The following is a 16,770-nucleotide window of genomic DNA, read 5'->3' as shown; positions in this document are numbered from 1 at the left end:
GGCGCGGGTCGTGAGTGCCGACGCTGGGGCTAACCCGCGTTGCCGCTCACGACCGGGGCCGGGCTGCGCCGGCGCTGGGCCTGGTCCAGCAGGGCCAGGCCGGTCGTCTCGCCTTGGCGGTTGCCGGTCTCGCGGAAGACGCGCAGCGCGCGGTCGCACACCCCGCGCGCCTGGACCGGCTCGCCCACCGCGAGGAGCGTCTGGGCGATGCCGAGGAGCGCGTAGGCGACGCAGCGTTCGTCGTCGAGGTCCTCGAAGATGCTCAGCGCGAGCCGCAGGCAGGCCAGTGACTCCGGCAGCCGTCCGGTGTCGCGGTGCAGGGCACCGAACTCGGTGAGGACCCGCGCCTCGCGGTGCGCGTCGCCCATCTCGCGGGCCAGCTCGCGGGCGCGGCCCAGCCAGTCCGCCGCCTCGGCGTACTCGGCCAGCCGCACGTGGGCCGCGCCGATCGAGTTGCGCATCTGGGCCACGCCGCTGCGGTCGGCCGCCCGCTCGAGCCCGTCGAGGGCACGCAGGTAGCAGTTCAGCGCTTCCCGCGGCCGGTCGCAGACCCGGGCCAGCGTGCCGAGCCCGGCCACCGCCAGCGCCTCCCCGCGGACGTCGCCGAGTTCGGCGAACAGGGCCGCGGACCGTTCCAGGTCCGCGACGGCGGTGGGGTATTCGTCGTTATACACCCCGATCTGGCCGAGGCCGCGGGCCAGCACCGCCTCGCCCGCCCGGTTGCCGGCGGCCCGCACCGCGGCCCACGCGGTCAGGTGGCTGCGCCGCCAGTCGTCGTAGGCGCCGCGCAGGTCGTAGAACGGGACGGCGGTCGCGGTCAGCTGCCACGCGAGCTCGTCCAGCCCGGCGTCGGCGGCGAGCTGGACCGCGGCGGCGAGCAGCTTGCGTTCGGCGGTGAACCAGGCCAGCGGATCGGCCACCAGCCGGGCCGCGTCCTCGGGCGGCCCGCCGAGCGGCGGCCCGGTCATCGCGCCGAACGCCGGTGGCAGCCCCGCCGCCGCGGTCTTCGCCAGCGCCAGCAGTCCACAAAGGACCCGTCGGAGCGCCTCCCGCCGCACCGGGACGGGCTCGGCGTCCAGGAGTTCCGCCGCGTAGCAGCGAAGCAGGTCGTGCAGCCGGTAGCGCGGGTGCCCGCTCGCGTCCAGGCCCACCAGCGAGACGAGGTTGGCGTCGACGAGCACGTCGAGCACCTCGTGCGTGCCGCGGCGGTCCAGGAGCGCGTCGAACACCCAGCTCGGGAAGTCCTGCGCGCCCAGCAACGCGCTGCGGCAGAAGGCGGTCCGGGCGGACGGCTCGAGCTGGCGCAGGCTCAGCTCGAAGCTGGACCGGACACCGAGGTCGCCGACGCGCAGCTCGCTCAGCCGGCCCGTCTCGCCGGCCAGCCGGTCGTGCAGCGTCCGCAGGCTCCACGCCTGCCGCCCGGCCAGCCGTGCCCCGGCGATCCGGATGGCCAGCGGCAGGTACCCGCAGCAGGCCACGATCGCCGCGGCCTCGGCCGGTTCGCCGTCGATGCGGTCGACGCCGGCGACCCCGGCCAGCAGCCGCTGCGCTTCCTGCTCGCCGAACACCGTCAGCTCGACGTGCTTCGCGCCGGCCAGCTCCGGCAGCCGGCCGCGGGTCGTCACCAGCACGGCGCACCCGGCGTCGGCCGGCAGCAGCGGGCGGACCTGCCCGGCGGTCGCGGTGTCGTCGAGCACCAGCAGCACCCGGCGCCCGGCCAGCCGGGAGCGGAACAACGCGGCCCGCTGGCCGAGCCCGGCCGGGACGGCGTTGCCGGTGACGCCGAGGGCGTGCAGGAAGTCGGCGAGCACCTCGGCCGGGTCGCGCGGCGCGCCGGTGCCGGCGAGGTCGACGTACAGCTGGCCGTCGGGGAACCGGTCCGCGAGGCGGTGGGCGACGTGCATGGCCAGCGCCGTCTTGCCGGTGCCGGGCGCGCCGGTCAGCACCACCGGCGCCGGACCGGCGCCCAGCGCCGCTTCCAGGTCGCGGACGTAGTCGTCGCGGCCGGTGAAGTCGGGCAGGTCCGCCGGGAGCTGGCGCAGCGGGGACGGCGCTTCGACGCCGGCCGTCTTCAGCGGCTCCCCGGCCAGGATCGCGGCCTGCAGCGCCCGCAGTTCCGGTCCCGGTTCGACGCCGAGTTCGGTGACCAGCCGCTCCCGCGCGGTCGTGTACGCGCGCAGCGCGTCGGCGCGGCGGCCCGCGCCGGTCAGGGCGAGCAAGTACTGCTGCCACAGGCGTTCCCGGTACGGGTGCTCGGCCAGCAGCACGGTGAGCTCGGCGATCGCCTGGTCGTAGCGGCCCAGCAGCACCTGCAGCGAAAGCCGTTCCTCGACGGCGGCGAGGCGGTTCTCGACGAGCCGGCCGAGCTCGGCGTCCCAGGCGGGCGCGGTCGGCAGGTCCTCCAGCGGGTCGCCGCGCCACAACGCCTCCGCCTCGGCCAGGAGTGTCAACGCCGTCTCGGGTGCGCCGTCCTCGGCCGCGCGGGCGGCGTCGGCGACGAGCCGGGTGAAGTCGTGCGCGTCGACGTCGCCGGGCTCGACGGTGAGGGAGTACCCCGGGCCGTGAGTGCGCAGCGCGGTCCCCGGCAGGAGCCGGCGCAGCCGCCATACGTAGGTCTGCAGGTTGGCCGTGGCCGACGTCGGCGGGTCGCTGGGCCAGATCGTGTCGATGAGCTGGCCGGGCGGGATCAGCCGGTTCGCGTTGAGCAGCAGGTGGGCCAGCAGGGCCCGTTGCTTCGCCCCGCCGAGCGGCAGCGCGTGGCCGCCGACCGTCACGGTGAGCGGCCCGAGCAGGTGGAACCGCACTTCAGCGCCCATGTCGCAACTCCATGACGACGACCGCCCCCACGACGGCGGACTTTAACGAGGCGGCGTCGGGCCGGTGGGCGAATCGCCGACATCGATCGCGCGCCGCGCCGATGTCACTCGATTGCCGATCTTGGGCTGGGCCGTCCGGCGCACGACGAAAGTCGCGCGTTTCCTTTACCGACCATCGTCGGGTTCCGGGATTCACTCACAGCCGTGACGGTAGGTGGGTCCTTGACCACCCGTCACCGCGAGGCCTCCGCCCGCGGATGGAGGTTGATCCTAAAGTGCGTAGTGCGCGAACCGGCGTTCTCGTCTCCGGCATCCTGCTGTCGGCCCTGGCGACCGCCGCCCCGTCCCTGGCCGCCCAGCCGGCCATCATCGACGGCGGCAACGCCGACTCGCTCCACGCGGCGGCCCGGATGTTCGCGGGCGGCCAGGAGATCTGCTCGGCGACGATCATCGCGCCGGACTGGATCCTGACCGCGCGCCACTGCACCCAGGGCGCGGACGGCCAGCAGATCAGCTTCCACGTCGGCGACCTGGACCAGACCAAGGGCACCACCGTCAACGCGACGTCGGTGCACGAGGCGCCGGACTCGGACATCGCGCTGGTGCAGATCGACCAGCAGGTGCAGACGGACTACGCGCCGCTGGGCTCCGAAGGCGACGTCAAGGTCGGCGACCAGGCCGAGGTCTACGGCTGGGGCGCGACCTGCACCGACAAGCCGGAGATCGAGTGCCAGTCGCAGCTGCTGAAGGTGGCGAAGGTCAGCGTCACCTCGATCGACTGCCCGGACGGCGCGGCGGGCACGTCGGTCTGCGCGAACCGCGGCGACGGCATCACCGCGGGCGGCGACTCGGGCGGCCCGATGTACGCGGGAGGCAAGCAGGTCGGCGTCGCCTCGACCAGTGACCGCCAGTCGTACACCGCCTACATCAACATCACGAAGTACCGCGACTGGATCTCCACCACCGCGGGCGTCTGAGCCCCCTCCGCGCCGAAAGCGGCACTCTCCCCCGGGGAGTGCCGCTTTTGCGTGGTTCGGCGAGCGAACACACCGGTACCCGAGGAAGTTCGGGCAAACCTGCTACAAAACTCGTGTTCACCCGATGGTGTGGTGTTAACTATCCGGACAGGCAGACAGCGTTTTCCGGCCACGGATGCAGCGGCGCACGCGCGGGCCCGGTGCGCACCGTCCCGTCCGGAAAGGCCGCACCTACATGCAGGTTTCCGCCCCGCTGTCGTCCGCGCAGCAGCGGATCTGGACGTTGTCCCAGCTCGACGGCGCCGGCCCGGCCTACAACGAGGCCATGGCGTTCGCCCTCCGGGGGCCGCTCGACCGGGATGTGCTGGCCCGGGCCCTCGACGCGCTCGCCGCCCGGCACGAGTCGCTGCGGACCCGGATCGTCGTCGAAGAGGGCCGCCCCGGACAGGTGGTCGAGCCGGCGGACGCCGGGCTCCCCCTCACCGTGACCGACGTCACCGGCCGGCCGGAGGAACTCGACGAGCTGCGGCGCACCGACCCGCTCACGCCGTTCGACCTGGGCCGCGCCCCGCTGGCCCGGGCCCGGCTGCTCATCGTGGGACCCGAGCACCACATCCTGCTGATGACCGTCCACCACGTCGTCTTCGACGGGGCGTCGCGCACGATCCTGTTGCGGGAGCTGGGTGTCCTCTACGGCGCGCTGCTGCGCGGCGAACCCACGGGGCTGCCCGAGCCGCGCCAGTACCGCGACTACGCCCGGGAGCAGCAGGACTGGCTGGCCGGGCCGGGCCCGGCGCCGCACGAGACGTACTGGCGCGACCGGCTCGACGGCGTGCCGCCCCTGCTGGAGCTGCCCACCGACCGGCCGCGCCCGGCAATGCAGGACCACCGCGGCGCCCGGGTGCCGATCAGCCTCGGCGACGACGTGACGACGGCGTTGAAAGCCGTGGCCCGCGCCCACGGCGTCACCCTGTTCTCCACCATCCTGACCGGCTGGTCGCTGCTGCTGTCCCGGCTTTCCGCACAGGCTGACATCGTTGTCGGCGTGCCGGCCCTGAACCGCGGCAAGGGCGGTGGCAACGCCGGTGTGCTCGGGTTCTTCGTCAACACCCTCCCGGTGCGGACCGACTTCGCCGGCTCCCCCACCGGCGCCGGCCTGCTCAAGCAGGTCCGCGCGACGCTGCGCGGCGCGATCGACCACGCCGAGCTGCCACTGGAACGGGTGGTCGAGCTGGTGAACCCGCCGCGCAGCCCGGCGCACACGCCGTTGTTCCAGACCGGCTTCGCCTGGGTGCCGACGCAGCACGGCGTCCTGGCGCTGCCGGGCGTCGACGTCGAGCCCATCGACGACCGGTACGCGCCGGCGAAGTTCGACCTGACCCTGGCCCTGGGCGACGAGGCCGGCGGCGTCGCCGGGCAGCTCGACTACGCCGTCGCCCTGTTCGACCACGAAACGGCCGAGCGGTACGCCCGCTACCTCGTCCGGCTGCTGACGCAGCTCGCCGAGCGACCGGAAGACGAGGTCGCGAGCTACGAGCTGCTGGACGAGACCGAGCGCCACGAGATCCTGACGCGCTGGAGCACCGGCCCGGCTCCGCGGCGGCTGCCCGGCGGGCTCGTCGAGCGGTTCGAGCGCGAGGCCGACGCCCACCCGGACACGCCCGCGCTGGTCTGCGACGGGAAGACGGTCACCTACGCCGAGCTGGACCGGCGGGCCACCCGGCTGGCGAACGCCCTGCACACGCGCGGAGTACGGCCCGGCCAGGTCGTCGGCGTCCACAGTGGACGCTCGGCCGAGCTGGTGGTGGCCGTGCTGGGGATCCTCGAAGCCGGCGCGGCCTACCTGCCCCTCGACCCCGCCCAGCCACCCGCGCGGCTGGCGGCGATGGTCGAGGACGCGCGCCCGGCGCTCGTCCTGAGCGACGCGCTCGACCGGCCCGACGGCTGGCTTTCCGTCACGGCCGTCGAGGCCGAAGGCCACGCCACCACCCGGCCCGTCGTCCGGACCGGGCGCGCGGACCTGGCCTACGTGATCTACACGTCCGGCTCGACCGGGCGGCCGAAGGGCGTCGCCGTCACCCACGGCAGCGTGCTGGCCCTGTTCGACCAGTGGCTCGGCCGGTTCGGCGCGACGCCGGGCGAGCCGACGTCGGCGTGGTCCAGCATCGGCTTCGACGCGTCGGTGCACGAACTGCTGCTCCCGCTGACGACCGGCGCGGTGCTGCACGTGGTGCCCGAAGACGTCCGGCCCGACCCGGCGGCATTGCTGGAGTGGTTGCGTGAACACCGCGTCGTCCAGGCGTTCCTGCCGCCCGCCTACGTCCGCTGGATCGACGAGGACCTGTCGCGCCTTGCCGGGCTTGCGCTGCGGCAGCTGCTGACCGGCGTCGAGCCGCTGTCGGAGGCGGCGTTGGCCCGCTTCGAGGAAACCCTGCCCGGCCTGCGGGTCTGCTTCGGGTACGGGCCGACCGAGGCGACGCTGTACGCGACCGCCCACTTCGACCCGCGGCCTCTCGACCGCCCGGCCCCGATCGGCCGGCCGTTGCCCGGCTCGCGGCTGTACCTGCTGGACGAGCGGCTGCGGCCGGTCCCGCCGGGCGTCGCGGGTGAGGTCTTCCTCGCCGGCGACTGCCTCGCGCGGGGTTACCTGAACCGGCCCGGCCTGACCGCGGCGCAGTTCGTGCCCGACCCGTTCGTGCCCGGCGAGCGGATGTACCGCACCGGCGACCTGGCCCGCTGGCTCGCCGACGGCGAAGCCGAGTACGCCGGCCGCCGCGACGACCAGATCAAGCTGCGCGGGTTCCGGATCGAACCGGGCGAGGTGACGGCCGCGCTGCTGGCCGTCCCCGGCGTCCGCGAGGCCGCGGTCCTGGTCGACCGCACCGGCGAACCCCGCCTCGTCGCCGGGATCGCGGGCGGCGGCGGCCGGACCCCGCACGAGTTGCGGGCCGCGCTGGCCGAGCGGCTGCCGGACTACATGATCCCGTCGGTGTTCGCCGAGTTCGACCGGCTTCCCCTGGGCCGCAGCGGAAAGCTGGACCGCGGCGCGCTGCTCGCGCACGCCCGCGACACCGCGCCGGCCGTCGTCAACACCGCGGCGCCGCGCGACCACGTCGAACTGGCGCTGCTGCGGATCTGGCGGTCCCTGCTGCTGCACCCGGCGATCGGGATCTCGGACGACTTCTTCGACGTCGGCGGCACGTCGATCTCGGCCATCAAGCTGGCCCACGCGGTCGGCGAGGAGTTCGGCCGCGAGCTGCCGATCCGCGACGTCATCGTGCACCCGACCATCGAGGCCCAGGCCGCCCTGCTGCGCGCGGACAGCCCGGCAGCCGGCGGCAGCCTGATCGAGTTCCGCCGCGGTGCCGGGCGGCAACGCGTCGTCTGCGTGCACCCCGCGGGCGGGACGGCGTTCTGCTACCTGCCGCTGAGCGGGTTGCTGCCGGACGACGCCGGCGTCGTCGGCATCCAGTCCCCCGGGCTCAACCCCGGGGAAGAGGTCCTGCCGAGCGTCGAAGCGATGGCCACGGAGTACCTTCGGCTCCTCGATCCCCGGCCGGACGAGTCACTGGTCCTCTGTGGACTGTCCTACGGCGGCCTCATCGCCCACGAGATGGGCCGGCAGCTGGCCGGCCACCCGCGCGTCAGCGTGGTCCTGCTCGACACCAACGCCACCGACGACCCGGCCGCGCGCGCCGCGATCGAGCCGGTGCCCGCGTCCGAGTTCCGGGAGAAGCTGGTGCGGTTCAACGGGATGTACCCGGGCATCGACGACGCCCAGATCGACCGCTACCACCGCACGTACAACCACAACCGGCTGACCGCCCGCGACCACGAGCCCGGCGAGTCGCCCGCGCGGCTGGTGTTCGTGCAGGCCGTCGGCGAGGACACCGTCCCCGGCTCGGACGAGTTCTGGCGCCGCCGCGCGACCGGCGAGTTCCGGATCGAGCCGGCCGACTGCGGGCACTGGGACATGCTGGAGAGCGACGCGCTCCCGCAGGTCGCCGGGCTGATCACCGCCGAGCTGACCGAACTGGCGGCCCGATGATCGCCCGCCGCGTCCACGAGCGGGCCCTGCGGACGCCGGACGCCGTCGCGGTGTCCGACGGCGGCCGCGAACTGACCTACGCCGAGCTGGACGCCGGCGCCGCGGCCGTCGCGGAGTCGTTGACCCGCCGTGGTGTCCGCCCCGGCGACGCCGTCGCCGTGGGCCTGCCGCGCTCGGCGGAGCTGGTGCTCGTCATGCTCGGCGTGCTGCGCCTCGGCGGCCGGGTCGTGCCGCTGGACCGGCAGAGCCCGCCGGAGCGCCGGGACCACATGATCGCCGACTCGGGCGCGGTGGCCGTCGTCCACGACGGCCTGCCCGGCCTGCCGCCGCTCACCCCGGCCGAGCTGCTGGCCGCGCCCGCCGTCGCAGGTGAACCGGCCGCGGCCGCCGCGACGTCGTTCCTCTTCTACACCTCCGGCACGACCGGGCGCCCCAAGGGCGTCGAGGTCCGTGACGCCGGAATCCTGCGGCTGGCCGACCCGGCCTGGCTCGAGCCCGGCACCCGGTACGCGTGCCTGGCCAACCCGGCCTTCGACGCGATCAGCTTCGAGGTCTGGCCGCCGCTGCTGACCGGCGGCACCTGCGTGGTACTCGACGACGAGACCGTGCGGGACCCGCGCGCGTTCGCCGCCGCGCTGGTCCGCGAGCGCGTCGACACGATGTTCGTCACGGCCTCGCTGTTCAACGCCGTCGCCGAGACGGTGCCGGACTGCTTCGCCACCGTGGCCCGGGTCCTGATCGGCGGCGAGCAGCTCAACGCGCCGCTGATCCGCCGCTGGTACGCCGCCAACCCGGACTCGACCACCCGGCTGCACAACGGTTACGGGCCGACCGAGACGACGACGTTCGCCTTGAGCCACCCCATTCCACGCGACTTCGACGGCGACATCGTGCCGATCGGCCGGCCACTGCCGGACACCGGCGCGATCGTGGTCGGCGAGGAGCTGTACCTCTCGGGCGCCGGGGTCGCCGCGGGCTACCGCAACCTGCCGGGCGAAACCGCGCAGCGGTTCGTCGAGCGCGACGGCGAGCGGTACTACCGGACCGGCGACCTGGTCCGCGAGCTGCCGGACGGTTCCTTCGCCTACGTCGGGCGCACGGACCGGCAGGTGAAGGTGCGCGGCTTCCGGATCGAGCCGGGCGAGCTGGAACGGCGGCTCCTCGGCCATCCGGCGGTCGGTCAGGCCTGTGTGGTCGCGCACCGCGGCGCCGGGCCGGTCGAGCTGCTCGCGTTCGTCGTGGCCGGGGAGCTGTCGTTCGAGGACTTCGACGCGCACCTGACCGCGTCGGTGCCGGCCTACATGCGCCCGCACCACGTCTTCCGCGTCGACGCCTTGCCCCACACCGCGAACGGCAAGGTCGACGAGGCGGCGCTCCTGGCGCTCGGCCTGGCGCCGTGGCGGCCCACGCGGGCCGGCGAGCCCGCGACCCCGTGGCAGCAAGAGGTCCTGGACGTGGTGGCGGACGTGCTCGGGACCCGCGACCCGCGGCCCGGCGACACGTGGCTCACCTCCGGCGGCGACTCGCTCAAGGCGTTGCGGCTGCGGTTCGCCGTGCAGGAGCGGTGGGGCACCGAACTCCCGCACTCCGCGGTGCGGCAGGGGACTTTCGCCGATCTCGCGGCCGTGATCGGCGCGGCCGGAACGGCCCAGTACCCGGTGCCCGCTCCGGCCGCGGGGTCGACGTCGGCGCCCGCGACGAGCGAGCAGCAACGGCTGTGGCTGCTGCAGCACCGGAATCCGGCGTCCACGGCGTACCACGTGCCGCTGGCTTTCCGGATCACCGGGCCGGTGGACGTCGAGGCGCTCCGGCACGGCTTGCGCGGCCTGGTCGAGCGGCACGTCGCGTTGCGGACGGCGTTCGAGGCGACCGCCGAGGGCCTGCGCCAGGTGGCCGGCCCGGCGTACGACCCGTGGACCGAAGCCGGTGCCGACTTCTTCACGGCACCGTTCGACCTGGCCGTTCCCCGGCTGTTCCGGGCCGCCTGGGACGGCGAGCGGTTGCTGCTGTCCGTGCACCACATCGCGGTCGACGGCTGGTCGTTGAACGTATTGTTCCGCGAGCTGTCCGGTGCGGCTCCGGCGGCTTCCCGGACGCCCTTCGACTTCGCCGGGTGGCAGGCCGAGTGGTTCTCCTCCCCCGCCTACCTCGCCCAGCGCGACGAGCTCCTGAAGCTCCACAGTGGACTCGAAGACACTCCGGCGCTCACGGCGTCACTCGCCGGCCGGCTGCGGCTGACCACCGTGGACGTCGACCGCGTCGACCGGTGGTGCGCCGAGCTGGGCTTGACGCGGTTCCAGCTGCTGCTGGGCGTCTTCGCCTGGAGCCTCTACGGCGTCACCGGGCGGACCGGCCCGCGGATCGCCGCGCCGGTGGCGAACCGGCCGGTGCGGGAGTTCGAGGACAGCGTCGGGATGTTCGCCAACACCGTGCTGCTCCCGCTTTCGGTCGAACCGGACGAAGACCTGCGGAGCCAGCTCCGGCGGCTCGGGGCGGCGTCGGGCGCGGTGCTCGACCGGCAGGACGTCGCGTTCGCCGACGTCGCCGCGTCGTTCGACTACCTGTTCGTGCTGGAGAACACCGACTTCGGGGCCCTCAGCCTGCCCGGCTGCGTCGTCAGTCCACAGTGGATCGAAGCGGCCGAGGCGAAGTGCGCGCTGACGATGTCGGTGGTCGAGCGCCCGGACGGCTTCGACTGCCTCTGGGAGTACGCCGAAGGCCACTTCACCGAGGCGGAGGCCGAAGCGCTCGGCGACCTGTTCTCGCGGGCGTTCGACCTGCTCGACGAGGGCCCGGCGACCCTCGCCGACCTGGCCGGACCGTACCGGCGGAGCCTGCCCGACCACGGTCGCGGCGCACCGGCCCAGCTGGACTGGGAAACCGTGGCGGAAGGCTTCGCGCGGCAGGTCGCGCGGACCCCGGACGCCCCGGCGCTGGGCACCATCACCTACGCCGAACTGGACGCGCACGCCGCCCGGCTCGCCGCGGCGCTGCCCGAGGACGCCACCGACGTCGCGCTGTACTTCGAGCCGTCCGCCGAGCACGTCGTCGCGCTGCTCGCGCTGGCGCGGCTCAACATCACCGCCGTGCCCCTGGATCCGGCCTACCCGCCGGCGCTGCTGCGCCAGGTGCTCGACCAGGTCGGGCCGTCGTGCGTGCTGCTCGCCCCGGGCACCGCGTTCGACGAGATCGACACCGAGCTCGAACGGCGGTTCGTGACGCTGTCCGGCGGCCCGGCACCGGACGTCCCGGCGCGGCACGTCGGCCGGCCGCTCTACACGCTGTTCACGTCCGGCTCGACCGGCGTGCCCAAGGGCGTCCGCGTCCCGGACCGCACCATGGCGAACCTCGTGCGGTGGCAGGCGGCGCCGGCCGCGGCGACCCAGCAGTTCTCGATGCTGTCGTTCGACGTGTCGTTCCAGGAGATCTTCACGACGCTGTGCGGCGGCGGGTGCCTGCACCTGGTCCGCCCGTCGTGGCGCCACGACGTCCCGGCGCTGCTCGCGCAGCTGGAGTCCGCCGGCATCGAGCGGCTCTTCCTGCCGTACGTCGCGCTGCAGCTGCTCGCCGAACACGGCGTCCGCCTGGGGATCCACCCGTCGCGGCTGCGCGACGTGATCACCGCGGGCGAGCAGCTCGTCTGCACCGGCGCGATCCGCCGCTGGTTCGCCGGCCTGCCCGGCGCGCGGCTGCACAACCACTACGGCCCGACCGAGACGCACGTCGTCAGCGCGCTGACGCTCGACGGCGACCCGCTGACCTGGCCGGAGCGCCCGGCGATCGGCCGGCCGGTGGCGGGCGCGGCGCTGCGCGTCGCCGACGCCTCGGGTGCGCCGCTGCCACCCGGGCAGATCGGTGAGCTGCTGATCGGCGGGCTGATGACGACCCGCTGCTACGTCGGCGACGTCCCGGGGAAGTTCCTCGAGCTTCCGGAGCTGTACTACCGCAGCGGTGACCTCGCGCACTTCGATCGCGACGGGCTCCTGCACTTCGACGGCCGGGCCGACCACCAGGTCAAGGTGAGCGGCTACCGGCTGGAGCTGGGGCAGGTCGAGGCCGCGCTGCTGCGGCACCCCGACGTCGTCAACGCCGTGGTGGCGCGCGACGGCGAAAGTTTGCTGGCCTGCCTCGAATGCCGCCGGACGCCGTCGGCCGTCGAGCTGTCAGCGCACCTCGAGCCGCTGCTGCCGCCGCACGCGCGGGTCGACCGCTTCCGCGTCGTCCCGGCCCTGCCGCGGACGCCGAGCGGCAAGCTCGACCGGGAAGCCGCGCTGCGGACACCCGGCGAGGAGCTGCACCGGGGTTCCCGGTCCGGGCTGACGGGCGTCTCGCGGCAGCTCGCGGAGCTGTTCGAAGAGGTGACGGGGGCGCCGATCGGGCCGGACGAGACGTTCTTCGCGGCGGGCGCCACGAGCCTCGGGCTGATGCGGTTCCACCTGCGCTGCGCCGAGGAGGGCTTGCGGTTCACCGCGGCGGACCTGTTCGAGCACGTCACGGTCCGCGATCTGGCGCGGCTCCTGTCCGGTGCGGCGGATTCGGCTTCCGCCGCTTCCGGCGAGGTGGCCGCCGACGAGCCGATCGCCGTGATCGGCATGGCCCTGCGGGTCCCCGGCGCGGCCGATCTGGCCGCGTTCTGGGACCTGGTGCGGTCCGGTGGCCGCGGGATCGAGCACTTCGAGGCGGAAGACGGCCTGGTCGGGGCGCGCAGCATCCTGGACGGCCCGCTGGCGTTCGACCCGGAGCACTTCGGGATCAGCCGCCGCGACGCCGCGCTGATGGACCCGCAGCAACGGCACCTGCTGATGAGCTGCGTCGAGGCGCTGGCCCACGCCGGGATCACGTCGGGCGAGCGCGTCGGGCTGATCGCCGGGTGCGGCGAGGACACGTACTTCCAGTCGCTGCTGCGCGAAGGCGACCCGGCCGCGCTGCCGGACGGGTTCCAGCTGGCCCTGCACCACGAGAAGGACTTCCTCGCGACGAAGGCGGCGTACCACCTGAACCTCACCGGGCCGGCGCTGACCACGCAGACGGCGTGCTCGAGCTCGCTGGTCGCGGTGCACCAGGCGGCCGGGCTGCTGCGCACGGGCGAGGCGGACGTGATGCTGGCGGGCGGCGTGCTCATCGACGTCACCCTGGCCGAGGGCTATCGCTACCGGCCGCAGCACATCTTCTCGGCGGACGGCCACTGCCGCCCGTTCAGCGACGACGCGGGCGGCACGGTCGGCGCGAGCGGCGCCGGCGTCGTGGTGCTGAAGCCGCTGAGCCACGCGCGTCGCGACGGCGACACGGTGTACGCGGTGATCACGGGCTCGGCGATCAACAACGACGGCGCGGTGAAACAGGGCTACACGGCTCCGTCGCCGGCCGGGCAGCGCGAGGTGATCCGGGCGGCCCTGCGCCGAGCCGGACGGACGTCGGTCGGGTACGTGGAAACCCACGGCACGGGCACCCGCCTCGGCGACCCGATCGAGGTCGCGGCGCTGCGGCAGGCGCTGGATCCGGCGGCGGAGTGCGCGTTGTCGTCGGTGAAGAGCCAGATCGGCCACCTGGGCGCGGCGGCCGGCGTCGTCGGCCTGATCCGCGCGACGCTGTCCGTCCACCATGGACTGATCCCGCCGACGGTGGACTTCCACGCGCCCAACCCGGCGCTGGACCTGGGCGCGTTCCGGGTGCCGACGGCCGCGGAACCGTGGCCGGCCGGCCCGAGGGTGGCCGGGGTGAGCAGCTTCGGCATCGGTGGAACGAACGCCCACGTGATCCTGGAGTCGGACTCGGCTGCCGTGTCGCGCCCGGCCCCCGCGCCGGTGGTCGTGCTGTCCGCCGGCAGCGAACCGGCGTTGCGCGAGGACGCCCGGCGGATCGCGGAGTACCTGGAGACGCACCCGGAGTCCTTTGTGGACGTGATGCGTCACCTGCAGACGGGCCGCCCGGAGTACCGCTGGAGAATGGCAGCGCCGTGCGACGACGCGGCCGCCGCGGTGAGGTGGCTGCGCACGGCCGAACCGCAGGAGGTCACACCGGCGGCCGCGCCGCTTGCCACCGCAGGCGCACCGGCCGCAACCGCCACCGAGCAGCGAGAAGGAGTGCCGGCAACCGCGGGTGCCCCGGCCGACACCGCCGCCCAGCAGGAAAAGCCGCCGCGAACGACCACGCCCGGCTCGGCCGGCACCCCTGCCGAGCCGCGTGAGCCGACCTCCGCGAACGGGCCGGCCTCAAGCGCCCCCGCCGAACCCCACGAACCGACCTCCGCGAACCAGGCAACCACAGACACTCCCACCGAGCCGCACGAACCGACCTCCACAAACCGAACGACCACAGGCACCCCCGCCGAACCGACCCCCACGAACCGAACGACCGCAAGCGCCCCCGCCGAACCGCACGAACCGACCTCCGCGAACCAGGCAACCGCCGCCGGTGAGTCCGGCGCCGTCGCACCGGCCTCGGGCGCGTCGGGTCGGGTCTCCCCGCCGAGCGATGAACCCGCCGATCTCGCGGCCGCGTGGTTGCGTGGCGAAGCCGTCGGCTGGGGTGTGCCCGCCTCTCCCGCGCCGTGGGACTTTCCGCCGCCCGCCTTCGCTCGCGAGGACTTCGACTTCCCGCGCAAGCCCGCCGTCCAGCGGCTGCCCGAAGCCGCATGGCTTCACCAGCCCACCTGGGTTCGGCTGCGGCGCGCCACTCCCGCGCAGGCCCGCTCGAACCGCGTACTCGTCATCTCCAGCGACGGCCCCCTGGAAACCCCCGCCCTCGACGCCGCCTACACCCGGGTCGTCCGGGTGCGCTCCGCGAAGTCCTTCGCCCGGAGATCCCCGGATCTCTTCGAAGCCGACCTCGCGAACTCCGGCGACCTGAACAAGGTCCTCGCCGACCTCGGCACGGGCACCGGGATCGACTGGCTGCACACCCTCCCCCTCGGCATCACCGGCCCGGTCGGCGACACCTCCCTCGCCCACGCGCGCTGGGCGTGCCTCGACACCCCCGCCGCGCTCCTGCGCGCCGCGGGGACCCGCCACCTCAGGACCTGGTGGCTCTCGGCCGGCGCCGCGCCGGCGAACACCGACGTCACCCGGCCCGAAGCCGGGTTGCTCGCCGGGGTCACCGCCGTCGGGCCGCAAGAAACCGGTGTGCCCGGGCACTGGGTCGACGTCGCCAGCGCCTGGGACGCCGCGCTCGCGGGGCTCCTCACCGGCCCCACCCCGCCCGCCCGGGTCGCCCTCCGCCACGGTTTCTGGTGGGAGCAAAGCACTTCCCCGGTGACGCCCGCCGACCAGCACCTGAGCGACGGCACGTACCTCGTGCTCGGCGGCACCGGCGGCATCGGCACCGCCGTCGCCGAGGTCCTGCTCACCAGAACCGCCGGCCGGGTCGTGCTGGCCGCCCGCACCCCGCGCCTGCCCGCGGCGCTCGAGCCGTGGGCCGGCCGAGTCGACCTCCTCGAAGCCGACCTCACCACCGGCGACCTCCGGATCGACACACCGCTGGCCGGGATCGTCCACGCCGCCGGGGTCGCGGCGGGTGGCCTGATCGCCACCCGGGAAACCGGGGTGCGGAGCGAAGAAGCCAAGCTCGCCGGCGCGCTCCTCATGGAACGGCTCATCGAGCGCCACCGGCCCGCCATCGCCGTCTACTGCTCGTCGCTCTCCGCGCAGTTCGGCGGCACCGGCCAGCTCGACTACGCCGCCGCCAACGGCTTCCTCGACGCCCTCGCCCACCACGCCCCGGACGCGCCCACCGTCCGGATGGTCATCGGCTGGGACGTCTGGCGCGACACCGGTATGGCCGTCGGCGCCCTGCGGACCGACGCCCGCCACCAGGCCCACCTCGCGGTCGGGATGACCGCCGAAGAAGGCAAACGCGTCTTCGCCCGGGCCCTCGGCACCGGGCTCCCGCAGCTGCTGGTTTCGACGACCGATCTCGCCGACGCCCGCGGCTTCCACGAGCGCGAACCGATCGCCACCACCACCGCCCCGCAGGACGACCCCGCCGGAGAGCTGGCGGAGGAGGTGCGCGCGCTGCTCGGCGTCGCCGAGCTGGACCCGGACGTCCCGCTCTACGACCTCGGCGCCGACTCGCTGATGCTGCTGGACGTCGTCGACTCGGTGAAACGGCTCTTCGGCGTCGACCTCGAGCTGGCCTGGCTCGGCCCCGAGGTGACGCTCACCGGCCTCCTGGCCCGGCTGTCGGAGGCCGCCGGCCCCGAGGACGTCGCCGTCCAGGTGTGGCGGGAAGGCACCGGCCGCGACGTCGTGTGCCTGGTGCACCCGGTCGGCGGGGACGTCCACGCGTACCGCCCGCTGGTCGCGGCGCTCAGCCCGGAGCTCACCGTCTGCGTCATCGCCGATCCGGCGCTGAACCGGCCGGAACCGCCGGGCTGGCCGGTCGCCGAGCGCGCCCGCCGCTACCACGCCGCACTGCAGGCCCGGTTCCCCGGCAGCGGGTGGCGCACGCAGCTCGCGGGCTGGTCGTTCGGCGCGTGGGTCGCGACCGGCATGGCCGCCGAGGCCGAGCTGAGCGGACGTCCGGTGCGGGCGCTGCACCTGATCGACCCGCCCGCCCCGGGTGCGTCCTTCGAGGACTACGACGAACCCCGCCTGGAAGCCGTGTTCGAGCGTGAGCTCGGCGCGTCCGGGGGCACCGCCGGCGAGCACGCGCGCCGGCTCGCCCGCGCCTGCCGTGCGAACCTGCGCAGCATGGCCGGCCACGAACTGCCGAAGCTCGCGACGACCCCCAGCCACGTCTGGATCGCCGCCGAGCCCGAACCCGGCCTGCCGCCCGCCGCCGACCCGGACGGCTGGCACACGATCCTGCCCGACCCCAGCCACTGGCGGCAGCTGCCCGCCACGCACTACGGCATCGTGCGCGCGCCGCACGCCGCCGCCGTGGCCGACGCGATCACGCAGGGCGCCGGGTAGCAGGACCTCGGAGACCCCGG

4 protein-coding genes are annotated in these 16,770 nt (G+C 74.5%); 3 read left to right on the top strand and 1 reads right to left on the bottom strand.

What is annotated here, in order from left to right:
- Positions 1–29: 29 nt before the first annotated feature.
- Positions 30–2,816 carry an AfsR/SARP family transcriptional regulator gene (locus OHS18_RS03740; RefSeq protein ID WP_328615924.1) on the bottom strand — a complete coding sequence of 929 codons (2,787 nt, stop codon included), beginning with the start codon at positions 2,814–2,816 and terminating at the stop codon, positions 30–32.
- A gap of 275 nt (positions 2,817–3,091) precedes the next feature.
- On the opposite strand from OHS18_RS03740, the gene OHS18_RS03735 reads away from it, so the two are divergent.
- From OHS18_RS03735 to OHS18_RS03725, 3 genes are all read left to right on the top strand, one after another.
- Entirely contained in the window at positions 3,092–3,793 is a 702-nt protein-coding gene (locus OHS18_RS03735) for a S1 family peptidase (protein WP_328456064.1), read from the top strand.
- 235 nt (positions 3,794–4,028) lie between these two features.
- Positions 4,029–7,841 carry a non-ribosomal peptide synthetase gene (locus OHS18_RS03730; protein ID WP_328615923.1) on the top strand — a complete coding sequence of 1,271 codons (3,813 nt, stop codon included), beginning with the start codon at positions 4,029–4,031 and terminating at the stop codon, positions 7,839–7,841.
- Complete coding sequence (locus OHS18_RS03725) at positions 7,838–16,750, top strand: AMP-binding protein (RefSeq protein WP_328615922.1); 8,913 nt, start codon at positions 7,838–7,840, stop codon at positions 16,748–16,750. Before OHS18_RS03730 ends, OHS18_RS03725 begins: the two co-directional genes overlap by 4 nt.
- Positions 16,751–16,770: the final 20 nt, after the last annotated feature.

Source organism: Amycolatopsis sp. NBC_00355 (assembly GCF_036104975.1).
Lineage (GTDB): Bacteria > Actinomycetota > Actinomycetes > Mycobacteriales > Pseudonocardiaceae > Amycolatopsis.
This window is presented reverse-complemented; position numbering and strand designations above follow the sequence as displayed.